This window comes from Thauera sp. 28, assembly GCF_000310145.2.
GTDB lineage: Bacteria > Pseudomonadota > Gammaproteobacteria > Burkholderiales > Rhodocyclaceae > Thauera > Thauera mechernichensis.
Genome location: NZ_AMXA01000051.1, coordinates 1 through 13,645 on the forward strand (window position 1 = coordinate 1; position 13,645 = coordinate 13,645).

The 13,645-nt window shown below is 67.7% G+C and carries 10 protein-coding genes; 6 read left to right on the plus strand and 4 right to left on the minus strand.

Features of this window, described 5'->3' with window-relative positions; all coding sequences use genetic code 11:
• The 3 genes from C662_RS18860 to C662_RS18870 form a co-directional block, all read left to right on the plus strand.
• On the plus strand, positions 1-671 hold a 671-nt coding region (locus tag C662_RS18860), incomplete at its 5' end, for a polysaccharide deacetylase family protein (protein ID WP_002933446.1).
• Between the two features lie 286 nt (positions 672-957).
• Entirely contained in the window at positions 958-2,421 is a 1,464-nt protein-coding gene (locus C662_RS18865) for an NCS1 family nucleobase:cation symporter-1 (protein WP_002933448.1), read from the plus strand.
• 178 nt (positions 2,422-2,599) lie between these two features.
• Entirely contained in the window at positions 2,600-3,538 is a 939-nt protein-coding gene (locus C662_RS18870; protein ID WP_232433319.1) for a DMT family transporter, read from the plus strand.
• 1 nt (position 3,539) lies between these two features.
• Here the strand turns inward: C662_RS18870 and guaD are convergent, their stop codons facing one another.
• Genes guaD through xdhA form a run of 4 tightly spaced genes read right to left on the minus strand, consistent with a single transcriptional unit; the run spans position 3,540 to position 9,810 of the window.
• Entirely contained in the window at positions 3,540-4,850 is a 1,311-nt protein-coding gene (gene guaD, locus C662_RS18875; protein WP_002933454.1) for a guanine deaminase, read from the minus strand.
• Positions 4,851-4,899: 49 nt separating this feature from the next.
• Positions 4,900-5,952 (minus strand): xanthine dehydrogenase accessory protein XdhC, encoded by a 1,053-nt coding sequence (gene xdhC, locus C662_RS18880; RefSeq protein WP_002933457.1) that lies wholly within the window; start codon positions 5,950-5,952, stop codon positions 4,900-4,902.
• Positions 5,949-8,300 carry a xanthine dehydrogenase molybdopterin binding subunit gene (gene xdhB / locus C662_RS18885; protein WP_002933460.1) on the minus strand — a complete coding sequence of 784 codons (2,352 nt, stop codon included), beginning with the start codon at positions 8,298-8,300 and terminating at the stop codon, positions 5,949-5,951. Before xdhB ends, xdhC begins: the two co-directional genes overlap by 4 nt.
• 10 nt (positions 8,301-8,310) lie before the next feature.
• Positions 8,311-9,810, minus strand: coding sequence for a xanthine dehydrogenase small subunit (gene xdhA, locus C662_RS18890; protein WP_002933461.1), 1,500 nt, complete (start codon positions 9,808-9,810; stop codon positions 8,311-8,313).
• Positions 9,811-10,187: 377 nt separating this feature from the next.
• Between xdhA and C662_RS18895 the strand changes: the two genes are divergently transcribed.
• The 3 genes from C662_RS18895 to C662_RS18905 all read left to right on the plus strand — a co-directional run bounded on the left by C662_RS18895 (position 10,188) and on the right by C662_RS18905 (position 13,529).
• Positions 10,188-10,955, plus strand: a complete 768-nt coding sequence (locus C662_RS18895; protein WP_002933465.1) for a GntR family transcriptional regulator — start codon at positions 10,188-10,190, stop codon at positions 10,953-10,955.
• Between the two features lie 250 nt (positions 10,956-11,205).
• Positions 11,206-12,558, plus strand: coding sequence for an NCS2 family permease (locus tag C662_RS18900; protein WP_002933467.1), 1,353 nt, complete (start codon positions 11,206-11,208; stop codon positions 12,556-12,558).
• A gap of 68 nt (positions 12,559-12,626) precedes the next feature.
• Entirely contained in the window at positions 12,627-13,529 is a 903-nt protein-coding gene (locus C662_RS18905) for a toll/interleukin-1 receptor domain-containing protein (protein WP_002933469.1), read from the plus strand.
• Positions 13,530-13,645 lie beyond the last annotated feature (116 nt).

Sequence of the window (13,645 nt, forward strand, 5' to 3'; positions counted from 1 at the left end):
AGTTCGAGCGCCGCGGCCTGCCGATGACGATCTTCGGGGTGTCGATGGCGCTCGAGCGCCACCCCGAGCTCACCGCCGCGTTCAAGGAGCTGGGCCACGAGATCGCCTGCCACGGTTGGCGCTGGATCCACTACCAGAACGTGCCGGAAGAGCTCGAGCGCGAGCACATGAAGATCGGCATGGAGATCATCGAGCGCCTCACCGGCGAGCGCGCACTGGGCTGGTACACCGGCCGCGACTCGGTGAACACCCGGCGCCTGGTGGCCGACTACGGCGGCTTCCTGTACGACTCGGACTACTACGGCGACGACCTGCCGTTCTGGACCGAGGTGCGCAAGACCAACGGCGACACCGTGCCGCACCTCGTTGTGCCCTACACCCTCGACACCAACGACATGCGCTTCGCGCTGCCGCAGGGCTTCTCGCACGGCGACGAGTTCTTCGAGTACCTGAAGGACGCCTTCGACGTGATGTATGCCGAGGGCGAGGAGCGCCCGGCGATGATGAGCATCGGCATGCACTGCCGCCTGCTCGGCCGCCCGGGCCGCTTCCGTGCGCTGCAGCGCTTCCTCGACCACATCGAGAAGCACGACCGCGTATGGGTGTGCCGCCGCGTCGACATCGCCCGCCACTGGATCGAGCGCCATCCCTGGCAGCGACGCGACGTGTAGAAACACACCGCCCCATGGCGGGGGCGCGCCTGGCGTTTCCCCGTAGGCGCGGCGCCAGCCGCGAGCCTTTTTTGGCCAAGCCCCCAGCCGCATCGTCTTCAACTCCTCGCGGCTGGCGCCGCTCCTACAGGATGGGGCTGAGCGCGGCGCTGGTCGGCGGGTCTGGCGAATCCGACACCATTGATACCCAACGAATCGTCCGTTGCGGAGCGGGCGAGGGTTTTTGCTTCCGCAAGTAGTACCGACCCCCATAACCAGAAGCCGCGCGGCGGCAATGGAGCCACCCATGGAAAGCGAAAAGATCGACCTCAAGATCCAGCATATGGACCCCAGCCTGTACAACTCGGATCTCGCGCCATTGCCGCCGGACAAGCGCAAGTGGGGCTGGTTCGAGATCTTCAACGTCTGGTCCAACGACATCCAGAGCCTGTTCGGCTACACGCTGGCCGCGACCCTGTTCATCTCCTACGGACTCAATGGCTGGGCGGTATTCGCCGGCATCATCCTCGCGGGCATCATCGTCAATGTGCTGGTCAACCTCACCGGCAAGCCCGGTGTGAAGTACGGCATTCCGTACCCGGTGATCGCACGCGCCTCGATGGGCGTGCATGGCGCCAACTTCCCCGCACTCATCCGCGGCATCGTCGCCATCTTCTGGTACGGGGTGCAGACCTACTTCGCATCGACTGCGCTCGCGCTGCTGTTCAATGCGCTGCTCGGCAACCCGGGTGGGGGGACCTTCCTCGGCATGACGGCGGTGGACTGGTTCTCCTACGCGGTCGTGTGCGTGTTCCAGCTTGCACTCTTCCTGCGCGGCTTCGACTGGATCACCAAGTTCCTGAACTGGGCGGGGCCGCTGGTCTACCTGGTGATGATCGCGCTCCTGGGGGTGATCTGGTACAAGGCCGGCGGCGGCCTGCTCAACGAGCTGGGCACCATCTTCGATGGCAAGGGTGAGCACCCGGGCGGCCCGGTCGCGGCCTTCGTCGCAGTGGTCGGTACCATGGTCGCCTACTTCGCCGCCGTGGTGATCAACTACGGCGACTTCTCGCGCTTCGTGAAGAACGAGTCGCAGATGAAGTGGGGCAACTTCCTCGGCCTGCCGGTGAGCCTGGCCCTGTTCTCCTTCCTCGCGCTCTTCATCACCGCCGGCACCGCCGTGCTGTTCGGCGAGATGATCACCAACCCGGCCGAGATGGTGGGCAAGGTCGACAACCTGGCGCTGACCATCATCGCTGCGCTCACCTTCTTCGCTGCCACCGTCGGCATCAACCTGGTGGCGAACTTCATCCCGGCGGCCTTCGGCCTCGCCAACCTCGCCCCAGCGAAGATCAGCGCACGCACCGGTGGCATCATCACCGCAGTCATCTCCTTCTTCATCGGTGGCTTGTGGGTGGCCTTGATCAGCCATATCGGCATCGCCGGCTTTGTCGATACGCTGGGTGCAGTGCTGGCGCCGCTGTACGGCATCGTGGTTGCCGACTATTACCTGGTGCGCAAGCAGAGGCTCAACGTGCAGGACCTGTTCTCGGCCGAGCCGGGATCGACGTACTACTTCGACAAGGGTTGGAACAAGCGCGCACTGTTTGCCTTCTCGGTCGCATCGCTGTTCTCGGTGGCCTCGGTGTGGACGCCCGCACTCGCCTCGTGGGCGGGTTTTGCCTGGCTGTTCGGCGCGCTCCTCGGCGCCGTGCTGCACCTTGGCCTGATGCGCATGCGTGCCCCCGCGCCGGTGGCGGAGGCAGCCTGAGCCTCTTGCTAGTGTGCTGATCCTGCGTATCACTCCGCCCATATGTCGGGCGGGCGCGCAGGGTGGATAATCAACTTGCACTGATACTCGTCACCGAGCTCCCCGGTCGACACTCAGCTGTTGTTTTCGCCGCGGTTCCCCGTCAGGGGCGCCGCGGCATTTTCCTTTTGGAGTACCCATGTCTTCCCCCGCGACACAGGCTGCCGCCCCATCCTCATCGCCATCCCGTACCTCCCGGCTCGCCTTGTGCGCGCTCGCGGTGCTGTCCCTGATCTGGGGCTACAACTGGGTGGTGATGAAGCAGGTGATCCAGTACGTTGATCCCTTCGATTTCTCGGCCATCCGCACCGTACTCGGCGCTGCCACCCTGTTCCTGGTGCTTGTCGTGCTGCGCAAGCCAATGACCCTGGTGGCGGCGCGCCAGGTGATGCTGCTCGGTGTGCTGCAGACCGCGGCCTTCACTGCGTTGATCCAGTGGGCGCTGGTGGCGGGTGGCGCCGGCAAGACCGCCGTGCTGGTCTACACCATGCCGTTCTGGGTGATTCCGATGGCGTGGTGGGCGTTGGGCGAGCGGGTACGCGGGCTGCAATGGGGGGCGATTGCGATCGCGGGCCTTGGCCTCGTGCTGATACTCGAACCCTGGGCTGCGGGCGGCAGTGCCTTCAGCAACCTGCTTGCGGTCGGTGGCGGGCTGACGTGGGCTGCTTCGGCGGTCGTTGCCAAGCGCATGCGACTTGCGCGTGAGTTCGACCTGCTTGCGCTCACGGCTTGGCAGATGTTGTTCGGGGCTCTGGCGTTGTGCATCGTGGCGCTGGCGCTGCCCTCCAGGCCGATCGATCCGACGCCGTACTTCTTCGCTGCGCTCGCCTTCAATGCCGTGTTTGCCACCGGGCTGGCCTGGCTGTTGTGGCTGTACATCCTGCAGCACCTGTCGACCGGGATGGCGGGCCTGTCTGCGCTCGGGATCCCGATGATCGGTGTGCTCGCCGGCTGGATCGAACTCGGCGAGCGCCCCAGCGCGGCCGAGTTCGCCGGCATGCTGCTGATTGGCGGCGCGCTGGCGATGATCAGCCTGTGGTCGCTGTGGAACGCGCGCCGCGCCAACGGCGGGCGCTGACTCACCCAGGCCTTTGCCAGCGCGCTTCGCCCATCACGTGGGTTGCCGCCACCGCGCGGTCGTCGCCCAGCATCATCAGCACGAAAAGGCGCTCGTCAAGGCTCCGTGCGCAGGCCATGCGGCGTGCCAGCAGCGGTGTGGCCTGCGGGTCGAGGACGACGAAGTCGGCCTCCTTCCCGGGCAGGAAGTTGCCGACGCGATCGTCCAGATAAAGGCTGTGCGCCCCGCCCAGTGTGGCGAGGTGGAAAGCGCTTGCGGCAGACAGCTTCTGGCCCTTGAGCTGCAGCACCTTGTAGGCTTCGTTCAAGGTCTGCAGCATCGAGAAGCTGGTGCCGGCGCCGACGTCGGTGCCCAGGCCCACTCGCAGGCCAAGCTCGTTGGCGCGCCCGAGATCGAACAGACCCGAGCCGAGGAAGAGGTTCGAGGTCGGACAGAAGCTGATCGCCGCGCCCGTCTCGGCCATCCGCCTGCGGTCGGTGTCGTCGAGCCAGATGCAGTGCGCGTACACCGAGCGCATGCCGAGCTGGCCGTAGCGGTCGTACACGTCGAGATAACTGCGCGCCTCGGGATAGAGCCCGGCCACCCAGGCGACTTCGCCCTGGTTCTCGGCCACGTGCGACTGCAGATAGATCCCCGGATGCTCAGCGTAAAGGCGGCCGGCGAGCGTCATCTGCTCGGGCGAGGAGGTGGCCGCGAAGCGCGGCGTCACCGCGTACTGCAGGCGGTCGCGGCCATGCCAGCGCTCGATCAGTGCCTTCGACTCGGCGTGCCCGCCCGTCGCGGTGTCGCGCAGGAAGTCGGGGCAGTGGCGGTCCATCAGTACCTTGCCCGAGATCATGCGCATGCGCCGCTCTAGCGCAGCCTCGAACAAGGCGTCCACCGAGGCAGCGTGCACGGTGGCGAAGGCGAGTGCGGTGGTGGTGCCGTTGCGCAGCAGTTCGTCGCAGAAGAAGCTGGCGACGTTGCGCGCGTGTGCCGGGTCGGCAAAGCGTGCTTCGGCCGGGAAGGTGTACTTCTCCAGCCAGGCCAGCAGCTGCTCGCCATGGCTGGCGATGATGTCGGTCTGGGCGTAGTGGATATGGGTATCGACGAAGCCGGGCAGGATCAGCTTGCCGCGGTAGTCGGTCAGCGGCAGCTCGGCTGGCAGGCGGGCGAGCAGCTCCGGCGCTGGCCCGAGCTCGGCGACGTGGCCGTCGCGCAGCACCAGCACGCCGTCGGCGAAGTGTTCGAGGGCGGACTCGCCGGCACTGGCAGGGTTGGCGATGAAGTGCAGGATTTCGCCGCGGACGGCATGCAGCTGGGGCGTGTTCATGTCGGGAGTGTCTTGTGGTATGCGAAAGGGGGGTAGGGCAAGGGCGTGTTCATGCGGCGCAGTCGCGCAGGGCGGGCCGCGCGGCGAATGAGGCGCCGCGCAGTTGCAGCACTTCGGCAGCGATGGCGACCGCGATGACCTCGGGCTCCTTGCCACCCAGGCCAGGCGTGCCGATCGGGCAGTTGAGGCGGGCGATGGCCTGCTCGCCATAGCCGCGTGCGCGCAGGCGCTGCTCGAAGCTGGCGCGCTTGGACTGCGAGCCGATGAGGCCGCAGCAGCGGAAGTCGCCGCGGTCGAGGATCGCGCGCACGAGGTCGAAGTCGAGTGCATGACTGTGGGTCAGCACAAGGAAGACGGCGTCGGCCGGCGCGGCGCGCACTTCGGCTTCGGGCACGTCGGTGCAGCGGACCTCGATGTTCGGCGCGACCACGGCGGGGAATTCGTCCTCGCGTGGATCTACCCAGCGCACCTGCATCGGCAGGCGCCCGAAGAGTTCGGCGAGGGCGCGGCCGACGTGACCGGCGCCGAACAGTATGACCTGAAGCTCGGGCGGCAGGCTGACGTCGAGCAGCGCGTCAGCGCCGCGTGCGGGCATGCTCGCCAACAGCGCGGCATCGTCGGCGCGGCCGGCGAGCAGGCTGCGCGCGCGTTCGAGTTCGCGCGCATCCGCAAGCTCGGCCTCGGGGTGCTCGCCGAACACACGCACCGCGGGGCGATCGCCAGTGAGGTCGACGATGCGGCCCCAGGGGCGTGCGGTGGCAGCGTATGCGCGCGCGGCCGCAAGCCAGTCGCACTGGCCCGCGCCGACCGGCTCGAAGGCGAGCTGCATGACACCGCCACAGCACTGGCCAACACTGGCGCCGAGCGGGAAACGCACCAGGCTGGGGCTGCGTGCGCCATCGGCAAGGAGCTGACGGGCCACGGCGATCGCACGCAGTTCGAGCTGGCCGCCGCCGATCGTGCCGTGACAGGTGGTGGCGCTGACGATCATGCGCGCACCGGCTGCGCGCGGTGTCGAGCCACGGGCGGCGGCCACCGTCACCAGCACGGCGCGCTCACCGGCGTCGATCAGGCGCGCAAGCTGTTCCACCCAGGTATTCATGATTGCGGCTCCGCTGCAGTGTGTGCGCACGCTGCACGCACGGCGTCGATCGCGTCGAGGATGGCCTCCGGTGTCGCCGGCGCACGCAGGGGCGGAGCGCTGCGGCCGTCGCCGACGGCGGCGACGGCGTCGCGCAGCGCGAACAGCACTGCAAAGCCGAGCAGCAACGGCGGCTCGCCGACCGCCTTCGAACGCAGGATGGTCTCTTCGTGGTTGCTGTTGCGGAACAGGCGGGTATGGAACTCGGCTGGACAATCATGCGCGGCGGGGATCTTGTAGGTCGATGGGGCGTGGGTCATCAGCCGGCCGTCCTTGTTCCACCACAACTCCTCCATCGTCAGCCAGCCCATGCCCTGGATGAAGGCGCCCTCCACCTGGCCGACGTCGATTGCCGGGTTGATCGAGTTGCCGGCATCGTGCAGCAGGTCGGCGCGCAGCAGGCGCCACTCACCGGTGAGGGTATCGACCAGCACCTCGGCCACCGCTGCACCGTAGGCGAAGTAGTAGAACGGGCGGCCGGTCAGCGTGCTGCGGTCCCAGCTCAGGCCAGGGGTGGTGTAGAAGCCCTCCGACCAGAGCTGGACGCGGGCCTGGTAGGCCTGCTGCACGCACTCGGCAAACGGGATCGCAACAGCGCCGGCGTGCACATGGTCGTCGGCAAAGCGCACCGCGTCTGCGTCGATGCCGTGGCGCTGGGCGACGAAGTCGGCGAGACGCTGGCGGATGCGGCGTGCGGCATCCTCGGCCGCCTTGCCGTTGAGGTCGGCGCCGGTCGAGGCGGCGGTGGCCGAGGTGTTGGCGACCTTGCTGGTGTCGGCGGCGGTGGCGCGTACCTGCGCCAGCGCGATGCCGAGCGTGTGCGCCACCACCTGGCAGACCTTGGTGTTGAGGCCCTGGCCCATCTCGGTACCACCGTGGTTCACCAGCACCGAGCCGTCGGTGTACACATGCACGAGCGCGCCGGCCTGGTTGTAGTGCGCGACGTTGAAGGAGATGCCGAACTTCACCGGTGTCAGCGCCAGGCCCTTCTTGAGCACCGGGCTGCCGGCGTTGTAGGCGGCGATGGCCCGCCGGCGCTCGCGGTAGGCGCTGTCGGCCTCGAGTTCGGCGACCAGTTCGTGGATCACGTTGTCTTCGACGCGCTGGCCGTAGGGGGTCAGGTCGCGGCCAGCGCCGCCGTAGAAGTTGAGCTTGCGCACGTCGAGCGCATCGCGGCCCAGCTCGCGCGCGATGCTGTCGATGATGTACTCGATCGCCACTGCGCCCTGCGGCCCGCCAAAGCCGCGGAAGGCGGTGTTCGACTGGGTGTTGGTCCTTGCGCACAGGGCGCGGATGTCGACATCGGCGAGGTAGTAGGCGTTGTCGAAGTGGCAGATCGCGCGCGTGGCCACCGGGCCCGAAAGGTCGGCCGAGAAGCCCGCGCGCGCCACCATCTCGATGCGCGCTGCAAGGATGCGGCCTTCGTCGTCGAAGCCGACCTCGTACTCGTAGTGGAAATCGTGGCGCTTGCCGGTGATCATGAAGTCGTCGTCGCGGTCGGGGCGCAGCTTGACCGGGCGGCGCAGGCGCGCCGCGGCCAGCGCGGCGACGCAGGCGAACAGGGCCGACTGCGACTCCTTGCCGCCAAAGCCGCCGCCCATGCGGCGCATTTCCACCACCACCTGATTGGCCGCCAGGCCCAGGGCATGGCTGACGACGTGCTGCATCTCGGTGGGGTGCTGGGTCGAGCACCACAGGTGGATGCAGCCGTCTTCGCGCGGCACCGCGCAGGAGATCTGGCCCTCGAGGTAGAACTGCTCCTGTCCGCCCACCTGCCAGCTGCCCCTGAGCCGGTGCGGTGCGGCGGCGAGGCGGGCAGCGGGCTCGCCGCGCACGAGTTGCATGGGAGGCAGCACGAAGCTGTTCTGCGCCTTCGCCTGCAGTGGGTCGAGCACCGCCGGCAGCGGCTCGTAGCTCACCTTGGCGCGGCGTGCGGCGCGGCGAGCGTGCTCGTGGCTATCGGCCACCACCGCGAACAGGGGCTGGCCGACGTAGTGCACCACGCCGTCGGCGAGGATGGGATCGTCGTGGATGATCGGTCCGCAGTCGTTGGTGCCGGGGATGTCGGCAGCGGTAAATACCGCGATCACGCCTGGCATGGCGCGCACCGCGTCGAGCTCGATGGCGACGATGCGCGCATGAGCCTGGGTCGATAGCCCGAGCGCCGCGTGGGCCGTGCCGGCCAGTTCGCGGATGTCGTCGACATAGGTCGCCTCGCCGGCAACGTGCAGGCGGGCGGATTCGTGCGGGTGGCCGTGGTGGGCGGCCGGAGCGGCCTGACGTGCCTGGGTGAAGGATTGGGCTTTCATGGGGGCGACCTCAGGGCTGGGCGGCGAAGCTGTCGAAGGCGGCGAACACGCGCGTCTGTTGCGCGTCGAGCGGGTCTTGCGCCCGCGTCTCGAGGTAGAAGCGGCGCAGCAGGGCTGCAGCGGTGCGGCGCCGGTAATCGGCACTTGCGCGCAGGTCGCTCAGCGGTGCGTAGTCGTCGGCCAGTGCGCGCAGCGCCGCGGCCAGCGTGTCCTCGTCCCAGCGCCGGCCGTCGATGGCGGCCTCGGTGCGCAGGGCGCGGCGTGGGGTGGCGGCCATGCCGCCGAAGGCGATGCGCGGGCCGCGCACGACGCCGTCTTCGAGGCGAAGCGCAAAGGCGCCGCATACGGCCGAGATGTCCGAGTCGAAGCGCTTCGACAGCTTCCAGCTGCGAAAGCGCAGTGCTGATTCATGCACCGGCACTTCGACGGCCTCGACGATCTCGTCGGCGGCGAGATCCTTGCGCATGTAGTCCAGGTAGAAGGCTTCGAGCGGCAGGCTGCGGCGGCCACCCGGCCCGTGCACCACGACCTCGGCGCCGAGCGCGATCAGCGCCGGCATCGAATCGCCGATCGGCGAGCCGTTGGCGACATTGCCGCCGAGCGTGCCGGCGTTGCGCACCGGCGGCGAGGCGAAGCGTTCCCACAGTTCGCCGAGCTCGGGGTAGGGCAGGCAGAGCGCTGCGAAGGCGTCGCTGAGCGAGACCGCGGCGCCGATGCGCAGCCGTCCGCGTGCCTCCACGACCTGTTGCAGGGCCTCGACCTGGCCGATGTAGAGGAGGTCGCCGACGTCGCGGAACTGCTTGTTGACCCACAGCCCGATGTCGGTACAGCCTGCGAGCACGGTTGCCTGGGGATGGCGGCTGCGCAGCTCGATCAGCGCTTCAAGCGTACGCGGAGCGAAGAAGTGCGCGCCGTCATGGGCATAGTTGAGCGCCTCGCTGCGGCGCAGGCGGAGCAGTGCGGCACGAACCGCCTCGCGATCCAGCGCCTGCGCAGGGTGTTCGAACATGCGTTGGCCGGCCTCGAGGATGGGCCGGTAGCCCGTGCAGCGGCACAGGTTGCCGGTAAGCTGGCTACTGATGCGTGCCGCGTCCGGGCGCGTACCGTCGGGAACGCAGGCGTTGTAGAGGTCCCACAGGGACATCACGAAGCCGGGCGTGCAGAAGCCGCACTGCGATCCGTGGCAATCGACCATCGCCTGTTGCACCGGATGCAGCCGATCGTCGGCCTGGCGGCGCAGGTACTCGACCGTAAACACGGCCTTGCCGTCGAGCGCGGGCATGAACTGGATGCAGGCATTGACGCTGAACAGACGCAGGCTGTCGGTGTCGCCTGCCAGTTCGCCGACGACGACGGTGCAGGCGCCGCAGTCGCCTTCGGCGCAGCCTTCCTTGGTACCCGTCAGGCCGCGGTGGATGCGCAGCCAGGCGAGCAGGCTGGTGGTGGGCGCGATGCCGGTCACGTCGACCGGTTCGCCGTTGAGCAGAAGGCGGATTGCGTCTGTGTTCATCGTCTCGTCCTGATGGGGTGTGCCGTGCGAGCGGCTGTCATTCGTTCTACGCCGGCCTGCCCGACTTGTCCAAGAGCGCCAAGTGGTTGGGAGCAGCGCGGTGATTTGATCGTGGATTCTGATTACAAAATTGTCAACAATTGATCGGGCGACTGCTCCGGAACATGCCCTTGCCGCTTGTCGTGCCCCGGTGCGCAGCCGCGAGCCTGTAACGCCCGGCCGCATTGGGTTTGCTCCCGAGCGCCGGGGGCGCCCCATGGCCGCGAGTCGGCGCCAGAGCCAATATGGGGAATCACGATCCCGTTATAATCCTGCCGCCCGTCTGGAGGGCAGAACTGGCAGCATGACGGGCAGCAGGGTGCGGACGGAGGTTGGGAATGAGCGAAGGGCAAGACGATGGCCGCATGGCGGCAGGCAAGGCCGGCCGGACGCCGTCGTCGGAGGAGATCCAGCGCGTGTTCGAGTCGTTGCGCAACGCCGTGCTCGACCAGCGCCTGCCGCCCGGCCTGCAGCTGAAGGAGCAGGGTCTGGCCGACGCCTTCGGCGTCAATCGAGCGGTGGTGCGCCAGGCGCTGGCCCGTCTGGAGATCTACCGCCTGGTGACGCACGCCCCCAATCGCGGCGTATTCGTCGCAAGTCCATCGGCGGCCGAAGGGCGGGATCTGTTCTGCGCGCGGCGCTACATCGAGGCTGCGATCGTCGAACTCGCCGTGGAGCGGCTCGACGAGGCCGCGCTGGCGCGCTTGCGCGCCTTGGTGCAGCGCGAGCGTGCCGCCTACGCCGGGGGCGATGTGCGCAAGGCGTTGCGCATGTCGATCGACTTTCACCTGCAGCTCGCCGAGAGCGTCGGCAATACGGTTCTCGCGGCCTTCCTCGACGAGATCATCACTCGCACGCCGCTCGTTGTGCTGGCCCATCGTCGTGAGTCGCCGCCGGCTTGCATGCTGAGCGATCATGAAGACATCCTTGATGCCATCGCGGCACGCGATGTGGAGCGCGCGCGCGCGCTCATGAGCGAGCATGTCGCCCACCTCGAGGGGCGCCTCGCGCTCGATCGTGGTGAGTCGCCCGAGGACGACGATATTGCCCGTCTGCTTGCGCTGGACGGCCTGGGGGCCGAGGACGGCGGGCGGGGACCGCGCTGAGGGCGTGCGCACCAGCAGCTGTCCGGCCAGCTATACGGGCAGGCTGATGCAAGGTATTTGGTGATCCATATGGTCACCGCCGCACCTCGCTATCTAAACTGCAATCTCTGTCGTTGCCAAAATCGTTAACAATATCGGCGACGCAGTGCGAGAGTGCATCGGGCGCGTCCGCTGTGGCCGCGCTCGGCTTGCATCCAGCCAGAACCCGGGCCCATGCTGGCGCTCGCCCGGTCACGAGGAGACATCGCTCATGCAACCCCATTCTTCCACTACGGTCGCGGCGCCCGAGGGCGTACCGGTCGGTCCCGACAGCTGGCTGGAGCGACGCTTCGGCCTCACCGCGCATGGCACGACCGTGCGCACGGAGCTGTTTGCCGGGCTCACCACCTTCATTACCATGGCCTACATCATCTTCGTCAATCCGACGATCATGGCCGCGGCAGGCATGGACCAGGGGGCGGCCTTCGTTGCCACCTGCATCGGTGCCGCCCTCGGCTGCCTGCTGATGGGCTTCTATGCCAACTGGCCGGTCGGGCTGGCGCCCGGCATGGGTCTCAACGCCTTCTTCACCTACACCGTGGTTGGCGAGATGGGCTATAGCTGGGAGGTCGCGCTGGGTGCCGTGTTCCTGTCCGGCGTACTGTTCATGGCGATGAGCTTCACCCGCTTGCGCCAGTGGTTGCTCGACAGCATTCCGCGCAGTCTGCGCTTTGCGATGGGGGCAGGCGTTGGCCTGTTCCTTGGGCTGATCGGGCTGAAGATCGCCGGTATCGTGGTTCCGAGCGATGCAACGCTGGTGACCATGGGCTCGATGCTCGAGTTGCCGGCCGCGCTTGCGGGCCTGTGCTTCCTGATGATCGGCGTGCTCAGCCACTACCGCGTATTCGGCGCGATCCTGATCAGCATCCTTGTTGTGACCTTCATCGGCTGGTTGGTGGGCATCGTCGACTACGGCGGACTGGTGTCGATGCCGCCGAGCCTGGCGCCCACGCTACTGGCCATGGACGTGGCTGGCGCCTTCGATGTCGCGATGATCAGCGTCATCCTCGCTTTCCTGTTCGTGAACATGTTCGATACCGCCGGCACGCTGATGGGTGTGGCGCATCGGGCCAAGCTGACCAAGGCTGACGGCAGCATCGAGAACCTGCCGCAGGCGCTCAAGGCCGACAGCAGCGCGAGCGTGATCGGTGCCTGTGTCGGCTGCCCGCCGGTGACGAGCTACGTCGAGAGCTGTTCGGGCGTGGAGGCGGGCGGGCGCACGGGGCTGACGGCAATCACCGTTGGCGTGCTGTTCCTGGTGGCGATGTTCTTCGCCCCGCTGGCCGGCATGATCCCGGGCTATGCCACCGCCGGCGCGCTGATCTATGTGGCGATGTTGATGACTACCGGACTCGCCCACATCGACTGGGAGGACTACACCGACACCATCCCGGCAATCGTCACCGCGGTGATGATGCCGCTCACCTTCTCGATCGCGAACGGTATCGCGCTGGGCTTCGTGGCGTATGTGGTGCTCAAGTTCTGCACGGCCCAATGGCGTTCCATCTCGCCCGCACTTTACGCACTGTTCGTGCTCTTTCTGGCGAAGTTCGTCTTCCTCTAGGCATACGCCTGGCGGCGGCTGAAGCGGCGTGCTTGAATGAAGGACCACGCCGCAGGGGCCGATCGTTCATGCCTTGCCTGTTCGTTTCCTACCGCCGAGAAGATAGTGCGGGCTTTGCCGGCCGCCTCACCGATGCGCTCGAGCAGCGCTTCGGCGTGGGGAGCGTGTTCCGCGATGTGGACGACATCCAGCCGGGTGAGGATTTCGAGGCGGTGATTGAGCGCCGCCTGCACGATGCCAAGGCGGTTCTGGTCCTGATTGGTCCTGGCTGGCTGGCCGCCTCGGCCGCGGGCGAGCGCAGGCTCGATCACCCGCAGGACTTCGTGCGCCGCGAGATCGAACTTGCGCTCGGCTCGGGGCGGCCCGTGGTGCCGATCCTGGTCGGTGGCGCATCGATGCCGGAAGCTGCGGTGCTGCCCGCGTCCATCCGTGGGCTGTCGAACCGGCATGCGCTCAGTCTTGGTGACGCTTCGTGGGCAGCCGACCGCATGCGGCTCGAGGCTTTACTGGCGCAATGGGTGAAGCCCGCCGATGCCGCTCGCTCGCGTGGAGCGGGGCGCTTGCTTGGGGCCGCGGCCGCGACGCTTGCCGCAGTGGGCTTGGGCGCGTGGCTGTGGGGGGCGGGCGCGCAGGATGAGGCGCAGGCGATCGTCGGTTCCTGGCACGCCGAAGTCCGCTACCCCTGGAATCTGAGCCTTGAGGAGACTTACGATTTCGAGCTCAGGGACGGTCGCATCGAAGGCCTGGCGAGTTTCCTCGGGATGCCGCGTGTGGTCGAGGCGGTGGAGTGGCGGGACGGTCGGCTGCACTTCCTCACGCGCAGCGAGGTGGTGGCTGGCGAGGCGCAAGCCAGCGAACTGGTCCAGCACTACGAGCTCACCCCGGACGGCGGTGAGCTGCAAGTACGCCTGGAGATCCAGCGCAACGGTGGTCGGGATCCGCCGCTCGAGTTCGTCGCCAGGCGCCGCTGACTGACCAAGGCTTGCCGTAGGAGCGGCGCCAGCCGCGAGCTTCTCGTCGTCCGCCCAACGCCCATCGCCCTCAACCCCTCGCGGCTGGCGCCGCTCCTACGACGGGCGACGCGCGT